The sequence below is a fragment of the Ewingella sp. C233 genome, from assembly GCF_055407225.1.
The window spans coordinates 272066-288755 of the sequence record NZ_JBUZRI010000001.1 but is presented as its reverse complement, the minus strand read 5'-3'; the positions used below and the strand labels follow the sequence as shown (position 1 = coordinate 288755).

Sequence of the window (16690 nt, the reverse complement as noted above, 5' to 3'; positions counted from 1 at the left end):
AAAGAGAAAAAACAGTCAAAGAGCGAACTTCATACCCTGGCCGTCAAAAGGCGGCATTAAAGGAAAATAACAATGAGCAAAGCCATTGATTCACTTGAGAAGATACTCCTTCCTTTTGCCGTCAAAATAGGTAAACAGCCGCATATCAATGCGATTAAAAATGGTTTCATCAGGTTAATGCCTTTAACCCTGGCCGGAGCCATGTTTGTTTTAATTAATAACGTATTTCTGAATTTTGGTGACGGGTCTTTCTTTTATTCATTGGGTATTCGTTTAGAACCGTCAACTATTGAAGCATTGGCCGGATTAAAAACTATTGGGGTCAATGTTTACAACGGTACATTAGGTATTATGTCGTTAATGGCGCCCTTCTTTATAGGCATGGCACTGGCAGAGGAGCGGAAGGTCGATCCTCTCTCTGCGGGTTTATTAGCCGTAGCCGCCTTTATGACCGTCACGCCATTTAGCGTCGGTGAGTCTTATGCGGTGGGTGCAAACTGGTTAGGTGGCGCAAATATTATTTCCGGTATGGTTATCGGGTTGGTCGTCGCCGAAATGTTTGCGTTTGTCATTCGCAGAAATTGGGTTATTACTCTACCGGACAGTGTCCCTACCTCTGTGGCGCGCTCATTCTCTGCGTTAATTCCAGGCTTTATTATCTTACTCGTCTTCGGGATTATCTCCTGGCTGCTGGGGTTATATGGCAACAACTTCCACCAGATTATTATGGATTCCATATCCAAACCTCTGGCAGCGATGGGAAGTGTTGTCGGCTGGGCTTACGTGATTTTCAACTCCCTGCTTTGGTTCTTTGGTGTGCACGGTTCTCTGGCGCTGACCGCGCTGGACAGCGGCATTATGACGCCATGGGCACTGGAAAATATTGCTATCTACAACGAGTATGGCTCTGTCGCTGCGGCACTTGAGGCGGGTAAAACCTTCCACTTCTGGGCCAAACCGATGCTCGATTCCTATATCCTGCTGGGCGGTTCCGGGGCAACGCTGGGTCTGATTATCGCGATATTTATAGCGTCACGCCGTGCGGATCACCGTCAGGTGGCAAAGCTGGCGCTGCCGTCAGGCATCTTCCAGATTAACGAACCGATTCTGTTTGGTCTGCCGATTATCATGAACCCGGTCATGTTTATCCCGTTCGTTGTGGTTCAGCCGATTCTGGCAGTGATCACCCTGACGGCGTACACCTTAGGCATTATTCCACCGGTGACCAACCTGGCACCATGGACCATGCCTACGGGTCTCGGCGCATTCTTTAACAGTAACGGCAGCATCGCTGCATTGTTGGTCGCGCTGTTCAACCTCGGTATCGCCACGCTGGTATATATGCCTTTCGTTATTCTTTCTAATAAGGCGCAGGCCATCATCGAAGAAGAAGAAAGCGAAGAAGATATTGCCGCAGCACTGAAATTCTAACCTGGCCCGCAGCGGGAAGAGGCAACCTTCCCGCTGCCAACCGGCTATCACGGAGAGATAAAGATGATTGATTTAGACAGCATTGTTGCAACTGAAGACGACATGCAAGAACTCGAAGAAGTCGTAATGGGGTTAATCATTAACTCCGGACAGGCCCGCAGTCTGGCCTATTCCGCACTGAAAAAAGCCAAAGAAGGTGATTTTGCGCAGGCGAGCGCGTTGATGGACCAGTCCCGCCAGTCCCTGAATGAAGCGCATCTGGTGCAGACAAAACTGATTGAAGACGATATGGGCGAAGGCAAAATGAAAGTCAGCCTGATTCTGGTTCATGCCCAGGACCACCTGATGACCTCGATGTTGGCGCGCGAGTTAATCACGGAATTGATTGAGCTTCATGAAAAAATAAAATAGTGTTGGGAGTTATCATGCAGCCACAGTTATTGAGTATGGAAATCAAAACAGCACGTGAAGATCAACTGTTCGACGGTCAGAACTTCCATATGTTTATCTACAATAAAGTAGAGAGTATTTCCGGACTGCATGAGCACGACTACTATGAATTCACCATCGTCCTGACCGGGCGCTATTACCAGCAGATTAATGGCAAACAGGTGCTGTTAGAACGCGGGGATTTTGCGTTCATCCCTCTGGGTTCGCACCATCAAAGTTTCTATGAGTTTGGTCCGACCCGGATTCTGAATGTAGGTATTAGCAAGGCATTTTTCGAACAGAACTATCTGGCGTTATTGCCTTCCCGGTTTGTGGCCTCGCAGGTTTATAAAATCAAGAGTGAGTTTCTGACGTTTATTGAGTCGGTGGTGGCCTCACTCAACTTCAGAAACGGTGAGTTTAATGAGTTTCTTGAGATGGTGACGTTTTATATCGTCAACCGGTTACGCCATCATCGCGAGTCAGAGATAACGACGGATATTCCTGAGTGGCTTAAGAACACCGTCGAGATGATGCATGACAAAACGCAGTTCGGTGATAAAGCTTTACCGACGATGGTGCAGTTGTCCGGTAAATCGCAGGAGTATCTGACACGCGCCTCCCAGCGCCACTATGGTAAAACACCGATGCAGATCATTAATGAGATCCGCATAAATTTTGCCAAAAAGCAGCTGGAGATCACTAACTATTCGATAACAGATATTGCTTTTGAATCAGGCTACAGCAGCCCGAGCATGTTTATTAAAAACTTTAAAAAGCTCACATCTTTTACACCGAAGCATTACAGAAAAGAATTATTCAACATTAACTAATGAGTATATGAATTAGTGGATATTCATTAATCACAATCAATCATTCATATATCTCGTTTTATTTAATTTTAAGTGCATTAAATTTGCATGGGAGCCCCTATGTTCAAAAAACTGAAAGTCGTTACTATCGGTGGCGGAAGCAGCTACACGCCTGAATTACTCGAAGGCTTTATTAAACGTTATGATGAATTACCGGTCACCGAATTATGGCTGGTCGATATTGAAGCCGGAAAAGAGAAACAGGATATTATCTTTGATCTTTGCCTGCGTATGATTAAGCGCGCAGGCGTGCCGATCACCCTGCATAAAACGCTGAACCGCCGTGAAGCACTGGCAAACGCTGACTTTGTGACGACCCAGTTGCGTGTAGGCCAGTTAAAAGCGCGTGAACTGGATGAACGTATTCCATTAAGTCACGGCTATCTGGGCCAGGAAACCAATGGTGCTGGCGGCCTGTTTAAAGGCCTGCGTACTATTCCGGTGATTTTTGACATCATAAAAGATGTCGAAGAGATCTGCCCGGACGCCTGGGTGATCAACTTCACTAATCCGGCCGGTATGGTGACCGAAGCGGTATTCCGTCACACCAAATTCAAGAAATTCATCGGCGTCTGCAATATCCCGGTGGGCATGAAGATGTTTATCCAAGATGTGCTGAAACTTCAGCCGCACGATGACTTGTCGATTGACCTCTTTGGCCTGAACCACATGGTATTTATCAAAGATGTCATCGTGAATGGTGAGTCACGTTTTGCTGAACTCCTGGACGGCGTCGCCTCCGGTACGCTGACGGCAGGTTCGGTTAAAAATATCTTCGACCTGCCATTCAGCGAAGGTCTGATCCGCTCCCTGAACCTGCTGCCTTGCTCTTACCTGCTGTACTACTTTAAGCAGAAAGAGATGCTGGCCATTGAAATGGGTGAGTTCTACAAAGGCGGCGCGCGCGCGACAGTGGTACAAAAAGTCGAAAAACAGCTCTTTGAACTCTACAAAGATCCTGAGCTTAATGTAAAACCGAAAGAGCTTGAACTGCGCGGCGGCGCATACTACTCCGATGCCGCCTGTGAAGTGATCAGTGCGATTTACAATGACAAGCAAACCGAGCAGTACGTCAACTTCCCGCACCACGGCCACATTGATAATATCCCGGCTGACTGGGCAATCGAAATGACCTGCACTATTGGTCGCGATGGCGCTAAGCCGCATCCGCGCATCACCCACTTCGATGAAAAAGTGCTTGGGCTGATTTATACCATCAAAGGATTTGAAATAGCCGCCAGTGAAGCCGCGTTGAGCGGTAAGTTTAATGACGTTCTGCTGGCACTGAACCTCAGCCCGCTGATTCATTCGGATAAAGATGCCGAGAAGCTGGCACGTGAGCTGTTATTAGCCCATGAAGCGCTGCTGCCTAATTTTGCCGCAACCATTGCCACGCTGAAGTGATCTGCCGCCTCCCGCAATGGGAGGCAATTTAAAGAGGCCTTTATGGACAAATTACTGATTGTTAATGCGGACGATTTTGGCCTTTGCAAAGCCCAAAACTACGGCATTATCGAAGCCTTTAATCACGGCGTTGTGACATCTACTACCGCCATGATGAATACGACGGCAGTCGAACACGCCGCTGAACTTAGCGCCGCAGCCCCGGTTCTGGCAGTGGGAATGCACTTTGTTCTGACGCTCGGACGCCCTTTATCACCCATGCCGAACTTGGTACGTAACGGCGAACTGGGGAAATGGATCTGGGAAGTCGCCGAGGCAGGGACCCTGCCGCTGGATGAAATTGAGCAGGAGCTGGCGTGTCAGTTTACCCGCTTTATCGAGTTGTTTGGCAGGCTACCCACCCACATCGACAGCCACCATCATGTTCATATGATCCCGCAGATATTCCCGCTGGTGGAAGGCTTTGCGAAAGAAAAAAATCTGCCCCTGCGTATTGACCGTGACGCAGTAAAGAATGACAACATTGCGCTGGCTGGTGCACGGAGCTCTCAGGGTTTCGACAGCGGATTCTATGGCGACGCCATCACCGAAGACCTGTTTCTGAATATTCTGGATAACGCGACACAACGGCAGGAACGCTCATTAGAAATCATGTGCCACCCGTCGTTTATCGATAACACCCTCCTCGCCAGCAAATATTGCTACCCACGCCTCACCGAACTGGAAGTGCTGACATCAGCCTCGCTAAAACAGGCTATTACGGAACGTGGATTCCGGTTGGGTTCGTTCATGGATTTGCAAGAATAGGGGCTTTGTTGAATAAATCGTTTTTAGATAAAAAGTCTCCCTTTCAATCACTTCCTCAGGCAATTCGCACACTTTCGGGCATACCTGCACGCGTCATTTTGTTTAAAGCACGGATCATGGCCATAGCCTCACCGACCTGCGCATCGTAGTCGCGCAGCGTCAGGTGTCCACCAAACAATTGTTTAACCCGATACATCGCCGTTTCGGCCACTGAACGCCGGTTGTAAGCCGTGTGCCATTTCCAGTAAGCATTGCTCCCCGTCAGCCGTTGCCTCGCCACCGCCTGATTTCTGTCGGCATACTCCACCGGCCAGTAACCGGCGCGCGTTCGCGGCGGGATAAGCGCCTTAATTTTCTTGCGCCGCAACTCGTCGTGGCACCGTTTTGTGTCATAAGCCCCGTCGGCACAGGCGGCTCTGATTTTCCGGTGCGTCTGACGGATAAGCCCCGGGAATGCCTCTGCATCAGTCACGTTGTTTAGGGACAAGTCAGCGCAGATAATCTCATGTGTATCAGCGTCCACCGCCAGGTGCAGTTTCCGCCAGACACGGCGCTTTTCCTGACCGTGTTTTTTCACCTTCCATTCGCCCTCACCGAAAAATTTTAATCCGGTGGAATCGATAACCAGATGGGCAATCTCACCGCGTGTCGGGTTTTTGAAAGGGATGCTGACGGACTTAGCCCGCCTGCTGACGCAGGAATAATCCGGGCAACGGAGCGGAAGATTCATCAGGGTAAAAATGGAGTCAATGAACCCCTGCGCGGCGCGTAATGTGAGGCGAAAAACGCGTTTGAGCATCAGAACGGTGGAGATGGCCCGCTCAGAATAACGTTGTGGACGACCACGTGACGGCGTTTTTGGTTCGTCATACCAGGCCTGAATCGCCGACTCATCGAGCCAGAATGTCAGTGAACCCCGATTGATGAGCGCCTTGTTGTAGGCTTTCCAATTGGTGATTTTGAACGTTTGTTTTGCCATGGGGTACCACTACAGGGTCAGGGATGTGGTGATCTGATCCTCATTGCGGCCAAAAGTTCGATTAATTCAACAAAGCCCGTGGGGTTCTCTAACTTGCGCTGAAAGGCTGTTTTCTCAGCTGCCGCTATTTGTCGTGCGACACTGGTTAACGCTTGTGCCGCCGCGAAAGGCATTTGCTTTTTAAGCGATTGGAGCTGTGCTGAAAGCTCTTTTATTCCAGCCATATTAACTCCAATAAAAAACCGCCTGTATGAAATGACCCCATAAAGTTGGACGGTTTATACTGCGACATAGGGTGCAGTTCACGTAGGCAGCTTGTGATGATTACCTGACACGATATCTTATTCTGTACAACACGCTTGGACCGAAACTCACTATCAGTGATGCGATAATCCCGCAGATACTTGAAATACGAACTTCGGGACCCGTAACATATTCAAACAAAGGAGTACCAAAAATAATTGCGTACTGTAGAGCAGTGAAAACCAGACAAAGTACAATAAACAGCAGCACACTCTTCAGGGTAAATAATATCCATCCTCCTAGCCCGAGGTACCTATCCCGCCTAAACGCACCTTTGTAGTCCTTTATGAAGTCTGACATGCCTAGTAACCTTGAGCTTAAATTGTTCCATATAATCGCATAGATTATCTGTTATTGGATGTCTACTGAGAGCCGTTGTGAAAGTGGATCTCAAATCGGAGCCTTCAACATATGCTCATGCTGCTTGGTCGTTATTGCGATACCGATGTTTGTTTGCCGATCACCGACTGGACAGTTTCTCTTTTCCGTTTATCCGGTATTTGAGGCGCCAGTAACGTGATCCATTGGTGTTGACCAGAAGGTAAAGGCCACCACCATCACTGAGCTTGTAAGGTTTGTCTTTGGGCTTGGAAGTATCGACCTGACGGGCGTTGAGTTTCAATTGGGGGTATCTCACTTCATTGAACCTGAGGATACCCCCATATATACCCCCCATTTGCATGTTGATTTCAATGGATGGCAATAGACGTTGGGATAATTGAATATGGCTGAAAGCCTTGGTACTAGCGGGATTTATGGACTTTAAGAGACGTTAAAATAAGTAAGGATGGTACGCCCTACAGGATTCGAACCTGTGACCTACGGCTTAGAAGTCCGTCAACTTTATCTTTCCTTTAGATTCATCTGTTTGCATTAAATTTCATAATGCTGATTTATAAAGGTTTTAATATGTTGTATGCGTGCATTGGATTTCATACCATTTCACCACAACCTGACCCGCTACCTGACCTGTAAAAAATGGCAAGCACCCTACTCACTGATAGCAAAATTCGCGGGCTAAAGCCCAAAACCTCCGCATATTATACGTGGCAAGCATCGGCGGAGCGCGGAACTGGGCGGCTAGGCCTGAAGACCTACCCCTCTGGGCGAAAGACCTTCTATTATCGGTACTATATTCAGGGTAAAGAGAAGTTTATCAAGCTGGGTGATTACCCTCAAATAAGCCTTTCAGAAGCCGGAGACAGGGCGCGAAAGGCGGCAGAGAATCCAGCGGAAGCGAAATCTCCCGCAGAGTCATTTTCTAGCCTCAAGGGGCTTTTTAATGATTACATAGCGCACCAGAAAACCACGGGGCGGCGCGGTTGGGAAAAGACAGAGAACCGGCTGGCGCAGGTGCTCAACTCTCCCCACGTCAACCCAGAGATTCCGGCGCGGGAGGTCACGCCGAATATCATAAAACTGGTGATTGCAGAGTTTATACAGCGCGGGGCGGTTGCTGGTTCAAATAAGGCGCGGGGAGCATTGCACGCTGCGTTTAATTTCGGCCTATTCGCTGATAACGATCCAGCGAAACTGTCCAGCAAAACGCGCTACGGGCTGACGGTTAATCCAGTGGCGGCAATCCCTAAACAGGCGGGAGCGGAAAAGGCGTTAGACAGATTCCTGGCATGGGACGAACTGGCGGCGCTGCTGAAATTAATCAGGGTCAGTGATTTGGCCTGCCCAATGTCGCCGGACTTTGCCCGCCTGCTGCTGCTCTGCATTTACACCGGAGGCCAGCGCCCGTGGGAGCTACTGGCGAACGCCGCAGCCAACTACGACAAAAAAGGGAAGGTGTTGACCGTACCGCCTGAAATCTCGAAAACAAAGGATTTTCACGTAATCCCGCTGTCACCCCTAGCAATTGAAATCATAGAGACGCAGCTCAAGCTATATCCGAAGTCAGCCTACCTTTTCCCAGCCAAAACAGCGCCGGGACACCTGCTTTCAGCGGAGTTTTCGAAACAGCTTAGGAAGTTCTGCAAGTTGGAAGGGTTCGCACCATTTACCCCACGTGATATAAGGCGCACATTCAAGACGCTGGCGGGGGAAATGGGGGTTAGCTCGGAACTGAGGGACAGGCTGCAAAATCACAAGATAGCGGGCACATCTAGCAAGCATTATGACCGCTATGACTACCTGAAGGAAAAGCGGGCGGCGATTGCCACGTGGACCAAAAGAATAAGCCAGCTCTAAGGCTGGCTCTCTTATTCAACTTACCGCGTTTTGCTGCACCCAATCATCATAGAGATTCTCAGGCCAGCCCAAAAAAGTACCGCCTTTGCTGCGCTGCGGGGCTGGGAATTCCTTTCTCTTTTCCCACATTCTCCACAGGGTCGTGTGGCTTTTTCCGGTAAGCCGCTGCATCTCCTTTAAACCTATATATCTGGTAGCCATCTGAATCACTCCGGCAAAAGCGCCTCTACATAACCAACTGTTTCCAGCTCCCGCGCCATCGCATCAATCAAGCCCTGAACCACAGGCGGCATGGCTTTAAACATCCCTGTAGCCACGAACAATTGCCGTAATGCATCCTCCGTGCGCTTAAGTACGGCGCGCGCTACCTCCTCCAAATCAGCGGCATAATACTCCGGCTCGGGGAGGTCTGAGGCTTGCGGAGTGAGATACGCGCAAGTGCCACACCCACCCAGTGCCCCGTCTCTGCATAATTCGCAGGGGTCACGTTCGGCGCCGTCTGCGGTTGCGCCGTCGAACCACTTAACCCACGCATCAACGTAAGAGGGTGCCATATTGGACTTAAAAGCCGCCTCCACGGCTTTCTGCGCGTAATCCTTGGAGCCCAAGCCATGTACCTTTTTAGCTGTCATTATTAGCCACCTTGATTTGCTGCATTGCATGTACTAATTTGGCGGGGTCTGTAGTAGCGCATGCCACACGGTAAGCCCCATCTGCTGATACGGAGACAGCACAACCGCTCGCCAGCGCTGCTGTCTCCACCTTCCCGTTAGGGTATTCAGTCGTAACCGCGCACCCGCTTAAAAGTGCCGTAGCCATTCCAACCGCTAAAATCTTTTTCATCCCATTGAATCCCTGTAGACGCCCGCCGCTATTAGCTTTGCGCGTTTTTTTGCAAGTTGAATATTCCGCTCCCTGTTGTTTTCCCCAGCCGTCAACATGGACTTTTGAGACAGGAATTTAAGCGAGAATTCCGGCGCGGGCTTGTAGGCTTTTTCGTGGTGTACCTTAACCAGCGTGTAGCGGATTTCCGGCATTCCGTCGTCGTTCTCAAAATGATGAATGTCTACATCTGTCATTTTCGACTTTGCCAACGAATTCATGCAGCTACGCATTTTAGTTCGTGGCATCCCATGCCTTTCCACCAACTCGGTTAATGTTGCTGGGGATTTATGCAACCCCCACACAATGCGCTCACGAATCCCCTCAAACTCTCCGGCGTTATTCCCACAGCGGCGGTAATAAGTGACACGTTTCATTTTGCTAAATCCATCTGCCGTGAGTGCCCGCGCTCAATCCGCACCTTTTCCATCATTGCGTTTAAACGCCGCTGTGACAGGCACTTGCCGTTTTTTGCAATGTCCTGACAGATAGCGAGAAATTGCCGCTCCGTGGTGGTCATGGCTTTGGCGTGCAATTCGGTGCGCAATTCGTCAAGCATTCCGCGCAGCGTGCTGATTGTGCGGCGGTCATGGGTCAAGCAGGCTTTTGTTGCGGCGTGCAATGCGGTTTCTGCCGCCAGTTGGCGTGTCAAGATTTCGGCCTCTATCGGGGCTGCGGCCTTACGGGTGAAGATTGATTTAAACCAGTTCATCAAAAGCCCTTACCTTTCAAAATGGATGATTGGATTTCTGCGGCGCGGGTATTAAATCCGCGTGGATTCCGTTCCTCGAAAATACTTACAACGGTTTCCCGCTTATGCGGTTTATTATTAAATAATGGCTTTGTGTTAACGGTGCCATTTAACCAACTGCGTCCGGTAGGTTTAATACGGTTCATTTTCTTGCCTCCAATTCTTCTTTGATTGCGGAAATAGTTAATTTATTACCTTCCGCCCACGAATAAGCGAAAGCTCGTAATTCAAATAATTCAGAATCACTAAGACCTTTAATAATGTTTTTGAATGTTGCGTTTTTATCTCTCACCGGAATAGCCCTCTTGTTTTTGAGGGTTCCCCATTTACCTTGTGTTGAACTTTGGGTGGGGTGCCGGAAATGCTTTCTAAATGAGACAATTCGTAAGCGTTAGTAACTCCGTTTCTGTTCCATATTCGGCCTCAAACGTGTGCCGCGCCTTGTGTATAGCTATTTTCCCGCGCTCTCCGTTGCGGTGGTGGTCAGGGCAAAGCGGTAACACCTTGAACCAGCTTGCCCGCTGCGCGTATCCCTGCCCGTGCCTCACATGGTGAATCTCTGCCGGTGTGCCTAATATTCCCGACATCACATAACAGGCAATACAACCCAGAGCCGCAACTTTATCAACGTGCGCTTGTTCTGCTTTTTTCATTAATGAATACCTGTAGCCATTAACCCGAAAATAAAACCAAGGGCGGCACTTGATACCGCCAGCATATAAACCTTTAACATTGAAAAGTTGCCTAACCTTCTAATAAGTCATTATTAGATTCGCACCATTCACGGCAAATTAATTCACCGTCAACCAGTGCCGTTAATGCACTGGCTAATTTCTCCTTTAATGCTTTTTTAACTTTATTCTGAAAGCGTGCCAGTTGCGCACTGGAAGCCGCATAACGGAAAGTGTTCACGTAGTCCGCCGCTTTCTGCGTCTCTGTTGGCTCTGCGGGGGCGGGTGGGGTCATGAGTACCGCCAGCGCCAGATAAATGTCTTTCGGGGTGTCGGTCAAAGCGTCAGCCGTGTTAATTGCCGCCTTTGTTACCGCTTCCCGCTGCGCTTCCTCGGTTTCGGTGTGTGCGCAGAGGTTCAGCATTTCAGACAGGGCATTATCTACCGCTGCCTTGCGTTTCATGTCCCAGATTGACGGGTCGATAACCAGATACATAGCGGCCTGAAATTCAGTGATGCCATGAAATTTAATTGCATGGTCGCGCCATTCGGTCAGGCGTTCACGGATTTGCGCCAGAGTGATGCGCGGGCGGGCAACCACTTCTTTTTTAAACTGCGCAATTAACTGAATGATGATTTGTTGTTGTGCGTTGTTCATTATGACACCACGATTTAAATGACACCGTTTCGATGTGCGTAAGATACTGGCAACAGCTCCTTATTTTTTGCACTTTCGTGCTATTATGACACCATCATTCAAATGATACTATTTTGGCAATAAAAAAGGGGCATTTAAGCCCCTGTTTTTGATCTTTATTTGATCATTTATTACGCCGGATTAACTCTCTTTTGTTTCTCGTAACACGCGGAACACCGTGCTGCGACTGGCTCCCAGCGTTTTGACTATTTCGTCAACGGTCATGCCAGCATTGCGCAACTTCACAACCTGTTCATGCTTTTCAGTATTCGGCTTTCTGCCGGTGTAAGCGCCTTTGTCTTTTGCCAGCGCAATACCTTCTTTTTGCCTCTGCCGAATCATGCCGCGCTCAAGCTCGGAAACTGCCGCCATGACCGTGACCAGAAATTGAGTCATGGGGGAGCGGTCGAGAATTAAGCCCATGTCCAGAACTTTGAGCGTTGCGCCGGTTTTCTCAATCTCTGACCAAATATCCATAAAGCCTTTGAACGAACGCGCAAGCCTATCCATCGACTTGACCACAACCACGTCACCCTCTCGCAGTTTTGCCAACATCCGGTTTAGTTCCGGCCTGTTATTGTCCTTGCCGGAAATCTTCTCCTGAAACACCTCATCAATCTGGGTTCCAGCGAGTGCCTCTAATTGCCTGTCTAAATTTTGGTCTTTAGACGAAACGCGGGCATAACCAAAAATCATATAGCCTCTCTTAATGCCAAAAGCGGGTTATTGTGACACGGTGTCATATTAGTCCATTTATCTCTCTAAATGACACTCTTTTAGCGCCTTTGTGATGGGTGCCGGTAGAGTGTACCCATTAGGCACTCTATGAGCGTAAAAAAACCCGCCGTAGCGGGTTGTGCTAATAACTCGTTTGTGTTGTTGCTTACCGGTAGCAAACCTTTTTGTAAATCTCAAAAGTTTCTGCCTGCCTTTGTCGCTCCTCTGGTGTTCCGGTGCTTCTTATTGAATTTGAGTAATCAATGGATGCAGCGCGGCAATCGTCGTAATCAATCTCGCTTCTTTCGTGAGTCCGTCCCGATACCCAGCCAGCAACAAAAAGCCCTAATAAAACCACTATCTTTAAAAAAGTTTTCATGCTTCGCGCTCCGTACAATTAATGCGCGGCACAATACCCGCAACGATCCAGCGGTTTTTGCTAATTAGTGCTACGTGACCAAAAGGCCCTCAATTTGCGCCAGCCGGATTTCTAGCGTTCTGATTCTGTCCTCAAGTAGTGCAACGTCGTGAACGGTTGTCAGCTCGTAGCCGTTCGGGTCGGTGGCGTTCAGTGCCGACATTGTGACGTGCCCGTCTGCAAAACTATAAATAAACGGACGCAGCCCTGATTCACCCAACCATTTAGACCCTATGTATGCCTACACATCAGGATGGTGTGAATACTATTCTCACCGTAACCCCGAACGCTATAAAAAATAGGGCGTGCCGGGTTCGTGCCCATCCAGTTCTTGAACCTTTTTCGTCAAGAGCCCTATTGCGTCGTTCTGCTGTGACGTAACAAACGCATTGTTGTGCGCGAGATTATTGGTTAACTCCTGCTTTTCTTCCAACGCCGTTACTCTGGCCAGTAGTGCGGCGTACTCCTCCCGCGTTACCGTTGGGGGAGCTACCTTTTGCCACAGTGACAAAATGTAAGACTGTGCGCGGGCTACCTTTGTTAACTCACTGCTTACGACACGGTGAAGGGTTTGCAGGTCGCCCATGTTAACTTTTGGGGCCTGGTAGATTGCTGGCGGTGAGCCGGTTAACTGGCTTGATGTTGTTGGTAATGCTGAATTAGATGAGCTTCTCATTTTAACCCCGTCTGTTTATAGGTGAATGTCAGGGCGCTGGGAAGGTCGCCCGTGCCGTTGATTTCAAACCGGTAGGCGATAACGCCGCCCTCCTGTCTGAATGTTGGGCGGCGCGTGGTCTGTAGGTCTATTGTCTGGCTCTCCCACTGATAACCAGCGTCGATGTGATCCGCTGAACCCACTGTGATTGTTACCTGTGATTGTCCCTTGCCTTGTATGTAGCACTCAGACACAAAGGCGCGGGCATCCTCTTCTCCGAACGTTAAGCCTCTGCGCTCCATGTAACGCTGAATGGGTTGCTGGGTCATGGTGTAAACCCCGTTACTGTATACGTTGCGCCATTCCACCTCTGAAACATTTAGGTAATACACGCCACCCGCTGCACAAGAGCCGCAAAGCGTACCCTGTGCCACTTTGTCAGCCTGGGTGTTCCATGTGTTCGTCTCGTTGTCCCATGCCTTCGGGTTGTCGTCCCACTTAATTTGCACTGAGTCCGGAGGCATCCGTAGGAATTCAGCATCATAGATGTAGGGTAGGCTTTTCTTTTGCCACGTCTGGCGGTTGTAGTTGTAGGCGTAAGCCGTGGTTTTTGCGAAGTCGTCAGCCTCGGTATCTGTGCCGTATACCATGAGCCAGATTTCTGACAGGTCGGGATAGTTGATAAGCCGAACTTGCCCTAACTGATGTTGCTCCACCAGCTGCGCGATGTAGTCCCGTACTTTGTCGTCGGCAATAGACACCCAGCTCACGGCATCGTGGCGGGCCACGTCTGAACCGGTAAACACATAGTTATAACTGTGAGCATTGACGGCGCAATAAATATCGAGCACTCCGAGATCGGAATATACCAGGTTGGTGATGAATGGCTTTTCGTCGTTACCACTGGGAGACATGCTGTAGGTTTCGCGCTCCGTGTACACGTAGAGCGTGTTTCCGTTGGCAACTGCGTCAATCACTTGCGTGTTACTGCTCAAGTCCTGCCAGCCCGCATAGCCGTCAATTACAGCCGCTGCGAAGTCCTCCGGAGTGCCGTTCCCGGCCTGGTCATCCCAGTTTATCGGTAAGGCGTTTTCCTGCGCGAAGCCAGACCAGCGGACGCGGGACGGGTATGGGACGTCTTGACCGCCTGCGCTCTCTTCTGTCGTGTTTAGCGCTAATAGGCGGTTGTCGAAACTGACTATCTTTCTGGCCGTCCAACGCCGATGTGAAACGATACTCGTAGGGTTGGCGGGGTCGGTGGTGCTGTCAATGCCCGTTGTTTGATAGCCCCATGACGGGAGGGCGTCGAACCCCGTCCAATCGTATTGTTTACCAGTCGGGGCCATATCGGTTTGTCCGAAGATGGGGCAATTGTTAATACTTTCTTTGTAGTAGGTCCACGGTTGCGTATTGTCAGGCGTCCAGCCTGCTGGCGTCACCATCTCTGTGACGGTTCCGCTGTTGAGGTTAGTCTGAAATATACGGCGCGGGTCCGTTGTGCCATCTGGTGGGTTTTTCGTGATACCACAGCCGAAAATAAGTGTAGAGCCGTCGCTGAATCCATCAAACTGGACTTGCGTCATGAGGAAGAAAACGCGGTTTTGCCACTCTGCGTCTGTTGCACCGCCTGTGTAATATGGCTGCTGTTGGTTGCCATAGTAGGGCGCAACCTCGCGCCCATTGAAACGTACATTAAGAGAGTCAGTAAAGGCATTAGAGGGCTTCTGACTGTCGTCACCATCAATCATTAATCCGGTTGCGCCCAGCTGCTGAATGGTCTGCTTTGTCATGCGGTACGCTCCCAGACATAAACGGCGCGGCCAGGTGACATAAATGCAGTTGTTTGCGTACCGAATGCCACAGAACCCGATGGTGTGTGACCGCCTGAACTTGATGTGTGTGGCATAAGTGACTGGCTAGCGCCTGATGATCCGGAAAAACCATAATCCTCTGGTAGGGTGTCATTACCATATCGACCATTTTCACCTGTGACGCCCATTAGGTGGTAATGATCGCCTACCGCATCCATTGCCAGGGTGTGTTGTTGCGGTGCCATGCTCTCTTCATGGATAAAGAGGTCACCGACGATATTTCCTGCGGGGATGCTGTATTGATTTCCCCACCTGTCGGTAACTGTGCCAGCTCCATATATTGTTCCCGTTATCGGCACCCACGTATGGCCTAGGTTTGCCAAAAAGGAGGGGAATACACCGTTAGTATTCATATAAACCGCGCCTATCGGATACATGAAATCAATAAACGTATTGTTTACGTATGCGAGATTTACAGCATGGTCCCCTTGCATTGGTGCTGCCAAGTTTGACAGCACTGCCGGAGTCACTCCGTCAATAGGGTCGTGAAACCAAAACTGGCGGAAATTGATATCGGCTGTCGGCTCAGTGAAATTTATGCCGTTAGCAACATTATTAATGCTGGTTTGTGTGGCCGTTATTGCCCCGTTGATGTTCGGGAATGTGTTTTTGATAGTCTGCTTTAATAGTCGTAAGTGGTCATCGCCTGCGCTTTCTGGGTCCTGACCTGTCGGCCAATCTGGCTGCAAATCACTAATGTAGGTTCCGGATTCAATAGGCATTATTTAATCCTCTCGTTATCAAGCCGTTTTTCAATCATATTGACGCGGTATTTCTGTACGTGCGTATCATCGATAACTGCAATGGTCAGCGCGTGGATTTCTTTCACTTCTTCCCGCGTTGCCTTCCCCTGCACCACTGCGCCCTCTATCTGGTCTTCGTACCGCCCCAACTGCACAGCAAACCCCATTAGTACAACGATGCCACCAAATCCGATGAATTTGATTAAGCTGCTATTTTTCTTTTCTTCAGAAGTATTCACGGGCCTGCACTCCCACGGTTCCCGCCATTTTGTAGGCTTCGTGTGATTCGTTAAGGGTCTGGATTTCCTGCGCGGCCATCTGTGACCATGATTGCGCCGCGTCGTCTTTGGTGAACACACCTAGATATTTCAGCGAGAGCCACAGCAAGGCGTTTTCCGCGCCTGCTGCATAGGCGTTCGTCTGTACGGTATCGGACAGCCTAACCGGCTTCTCATAGACATACAGGCGTACCGGTTGCGGGGCCACCAGCTCTATAACGTTGCCATTAATTGAGAATGCAGTGAGGTCGCTAGGTGCGCCGGGAGATAAGCCTTTACGGCTTTTGTATATGTCGGCGATTGTGGTCAACGTTCCTTCAAAATCGCCCACTATCACGGTTTCAATTTGCAGCGCGGCGATGGGGCCAACTGTGTGGCTCAAAGCTGGGAAATTCAGGATTTTGAACATTGCGGCAATGCGTAATTCCTTATCGAGATCGGTTTGAGCGGCGGCGATAAACTGCGGGATAGCGTTAATCGTTCCGCTGTCTGTGCGGCCTGAATAGCTTTTTATGTTGGCTATAAGGTCTTTGTAGGTTGTTGCCATTTCTGGATACTCCGATACAAAAAAGGCCAGCCAGTTGGC

Annotated in this window: 22 protein-coding genes and 1 pseudogene; 6 read left to right on the top strand and 17 right to left on the bottom strand. The window is 49.5% G+C overall.

Annotated elements, in window-relative coordinates; translation table 11 throughout:
* The first annotated feature begins 72 nt into the window (after positions 1 to 72).
* From chbC to chbG, 5 genes are all read left to right on the top strand, one after another.
* The gene (gene chbC, locus ACZRKO_RS01435) at positions 73 to 1431 is read left to right on the top strand and encodes a PTS N,N'-diacetylchitobiose transporter subunit IIC (protein WP_463735498.1); all 1359 of its coding nucleotides are present in this window, start codon (positions 73 to 75) and stop codon (positions 1429 to 1431) included.
* Between the two features lie 63 nt (positions 1432 to 1494).
* A complete protein-coding gene (gene chbA / locus ACZRKO_RS01430; protein WP_463735497.1) occupies positions 1495 to 1842 on the top strand; it encodes a PTS N,N'-diacetylchitobiose transporter subunit IIA in 348 nt (115 codons plus the stop codon).
* Positions 1843 to 1856: 14 nt separating this feature from the next.
* Entirely contained in the window at positions 1857 to 2693 is an 837-nt protein-coding gene (gene chbR, locus ACZRKO_RS01425; protein ID WP_463735496.1) for a transcriptional regulator ChbR, read from the top strand.
* A 99-nt stretch (positions 2694 to 2792) separates the two neighbouring features.
* A complete protein-coding gene (locus ACZRKO_RS01420) occupies positions 2793 to 4136 on the top strand; it encodes a 6-phospho-beta-glucosidase (RefSeq protein WP_463735495.1) in 1344 nt (447 codons plus the stop codon).
* A gap of 42 nt (positions 4137 to 4178) precedes the next feature.
* Positions 4179 to 4943 (top strand): chitin disaccharide deacetylase, encoded by a 765-nt coding sequence (gene chbG, locus ACZRKO_RS01415; protein WP_463735494.1) that lies wholly within the window; start codon positions 4179 to 4181, stop codon positions 4941 to 4943.
* Positions 4944 to 4998: 55 nt separating this feature from the next.
* Here chbG and ACZRKO_RS01410 read toward each other — a convergent pair whose 3' ends face one another.
* The 3 genes and pseudogenes from ACZRKO_RS01410 to ACZRKO_RS01400 all read right to left on the bottom strand — a co-directional run.
* A complete protein-coding gene (locus ACZRKO_RS01410) occupies positions 4999 to 5922 on the bottom strand; it encodes an IS5 family transposase (RefSeq protein ID WP_463735493.1) in 924 nt (307 codons plus the stop codon).
* Positions 5923 to 5939: 17 nt separating this feature from the next.
* On the bottom strand, positions 5940 to 6146 hold the full coding sequence (locus ACZRKO_RS01405) for a hypothetical protein (RefSeq protein ID WP_463735492.1): 207 nt from the start codon (positions 6144 to 6146) through the stop codon (positions 5940 to 5942).
* A gap of 551 nt (positions 6147 to 6697) precedes the next feature.
* Positions 6698 to 6847, bottom strand: a pseudogene (locus tag ACZRKO_RS01400) (Arm DNA-binding domain-containing protein); the annotation flags it as partial.
* A 356-nt stretch (positions 6848 to 7203) separates the two neighbouring features.
* Between ACZRKO_RS01400 and ACZRKO_RS01395 the strand changes: the two are divergent.
* Positions 7204 to 8421, top strand: coding sequence for a tyrosine-type recombinase/integrase (locus ACZRKO_RS01395; RefSeq protein ID WP_463735491.1), 1218 nt, complete (start codon positions 7204 to 7206; stop codon positions 8419 to 8421).
* 15 nt (positions 8422 to 8436) lie between these two features.
* On the opposite strand, the gene ACZRKO_RS01390 is transcribed toward ACZRKO_RS01395, so the two are convergent.
* The 14 genes from ACZRKO_RS01390 to ACZRKO_RS01325 form a co-directional block, all read right to left on the bottom strand.
* Entirely contained in the window at positions 8437 to 8622 is a 186-nt protein-coding gene (locus ACZRKO_RS01390; protein WP_463735490.1) for a helix-turn-helix transcriptional regulator, read from the bottom strand.
* A 5-nt stretch (positions 8623 to 8627) separates the two neighbouring features.
* On the bottom strand, positions 8628 to 9053 hold the full coding sequence (locus ACZRKO_RS01385; protein WP_463735489.1) for a hypothetical protein: 426 nt from the start codon (positions 9051 to 9053) through the stop codon (positions 8628 to 8630).
* A 207-nt stretch (positions 9054 to 9260) separates the two neighbouring features.
* Positions 9261 to 9680, bottom strand: a complete 420-nt coding sequence (locus ACZRKO_RS01380) for a hypothetical protein (protein ID WP_463735488.1) — start codon at positions 9678 to 9680, stop codon at positions 9261 to 9263.
* The gene (locus ACZRKO_RS01375) at positions 9677 to 10015 is read right to left on the bottom strand and encodes a hypothetical protein (RefSeq protein WP_463735487.1); all 339 of its coding nucleotides are present in this window, start codon (positions 10013 to 10015) and stop codon (positions 9677 to 9679) included. Before ACZRKO_RS01375 ends, ACZRKO_RS01380 begins: the two co-directional genes overlap by 4 nt.
* Positions 10015 to 10200 (bottom strand): hypothetical protein, encoded by a 186-nt coding sequence (locus tag ACZRKO_RS01370; RefSeq protein WP_463735486.1) that lies wholly within the window; start codon positions 10198 to 10200, stop codon positions 10015 to 10017. The genes ACZRKO_RS01375 and ACZRKO_RS01370 overlap by 1 nt, the downstream gene beginning before the upstream one ends.
* Before the next feature lie 222 nt (positions 10201 to 10422).
* Positions 10423 to 10707, bottom strand: a complete 285-nt coding sequence (locus ACZRKO_RS01365; RefSeq protein WP_463735485.1) for a Ref family recombination enhancement nuclease — start codon at positions 10705 to 10707, stop codon at positions 10423 to 10425.
* 91 nt (positions 10708 to 10798) lie between these two features.
* On the bottom strand, positions 10799 to 11383 hold the full coding sequence (locus ACZRKO_RS01360) for a hypothetical protein (protein WP_463735484.1): 585 nt from the start codon (positions 11381 to 11383) through the stop codon (positions 10799 to 10801).
* A 180-nt stretch (positions 11384 to 11563) separates the two neighbouring features.
* Positions 11564 to 12118, bottom strand: a complete 555-nt coding sequence (locus ACZRKO_RS01355; RefSeq protein WP_463735483.1) for a recombinase family protein — start codon at positions 12116 to 12118, stop codon at positions 11564 to 11566.
* A 187-nt stretch (positions 12119 to 12305) separates the two neighbouring features.
* Positions 12306 to 12518 carry a hypothetical protein gene (locus ACZRKO_RS01350; protein WP_463735482.1) on the bottom strand — a complete coding sequence of 71 codons (213 nt, stop codon included), beginning with the start codon at positions 12516 to 12518 and terminating at the stop codon, positions 12306 to 12308.
* Between the two features lie 328 nt (positions 12519 to 12846).
* Positions 12847 to 13233 carry a hypothetical protein gene (locus ACZRKO_RS01345; protein WP_463735481.1) on the bottom strand — a complete coding sequence of 129 codons (387 nt, stop codon included), beginning with the start codon at positions 13231 to 13233 and terminating at the stop codon, positions 12847 to 12849.
* Complete coding sequence (locus tag ACZRKO_RS01340; RefSeq protein WP_463735480.1) at positions 13230 to 15002, bottom strand: hypothetical protein; 1773 nt, start codon at positions 15000 to 15002, stop codon at positions 13230 to 13232. The genes ACZRKO_RS01345 and ACZRKO_RS01340 overlap by 4 nt, the downstream gene beginning before the upstream one ends.
* A complete protein-coding gene (locus tag ACZRKO_RS01335; protein ID WP_463735479.1) occupies positions 14999 to 15805 on the bottom strand; it encodes a hypothetical protein in 807 nt (268 codons plus the stop codon). Before ACZRKO_RS01335 ends, ACZRKO_RS01340 begins: the two co-directional genes overlap by 4 nt.
* On the bottom strand, positions 15805 to 16065 hold the full coding sequence (locus tag ACZRKO_RS01330) for a hypothetical protein (protein ID WP_463735478.1): 261 nt from the start codon (positions 16063 to 16065) through the stop codon (positions 15805 to 15807). Before ACZRKO_RS01330 ends, ACZRKO_RS01335 begins: the two co-directional genes overlap by 1 nt.
* The gene (locus ACZRKO_RS01325; RefSeq protein ID WP_463735477.1) at positions 16052 to 16651 is read right to left on the bottom strand and encodes a phage adaptor protein; all 600 of its coding nucleotides are present in this window, start codon (positions 16649 to 16651) and stop codon (positions 16052 to 16054) included. The genes ACZRKO_RS01330 and ACZRKO_RS01325 overlap by 14 nt, the downstream gene beginning before the upstream one ends.
* Between the last annotated feature and the right edge of the window lie 39 nt (positions 16652 to 16690).